The sequence below is a fragment of the Neorhizobium huautlense genome, from assembly GCF_002968575.1.
In the GTDB taxonomy this organism is placed as follows: domain Bacteria; phylum Pseudomonadota; class Alphaproteobacteria; order Rhizobiales; family Rhizobiaceae; genus Neorhizobium; species Neorhizobium huautlense.
The window spans coordinates 1-245 of record NZ_PVBM01000146.1; the positions used below are offsets into that span (position 1 = coordinate 1).

Genomic DNA, 245 nt, shown 5'->3' on the forward strand with positions numbered 1-245 from the left:
CGAGCCGGTCACCTGGGAATAGACCCGAGCCGCAGATTGCGCCCCAAAAGGGCTCGCCTGACGGATGGCGGAAGCATGCAATGAATTTGAGTGGGAACTCGTTAAAGAAAAATGCCCGGACCGATCATCCCCATGCCCACATGCGGCGCGCATTTCACGGCATAAGCGCCTTCAACGTCGAAGGTGATCTTCACGCTTTCATTCATCTTGCCCTTGAAGGCAGTGGCGCCATCCGGAATGAGCCC

General features: G+C 57.1%; 1 pseudogene. It reads right to left on the bottom strand.

Annotation, left to right across the window (positions count from 1 at the left end):
* Positions 1-119 precede the first annotated feature (119 nt).
* Positions 120-245 (bottom strand): annotated as a pseudogene (locus C5L12_RS28005) (plastocyanin/azurin family copper-binding protein); the annotation flags it as partial.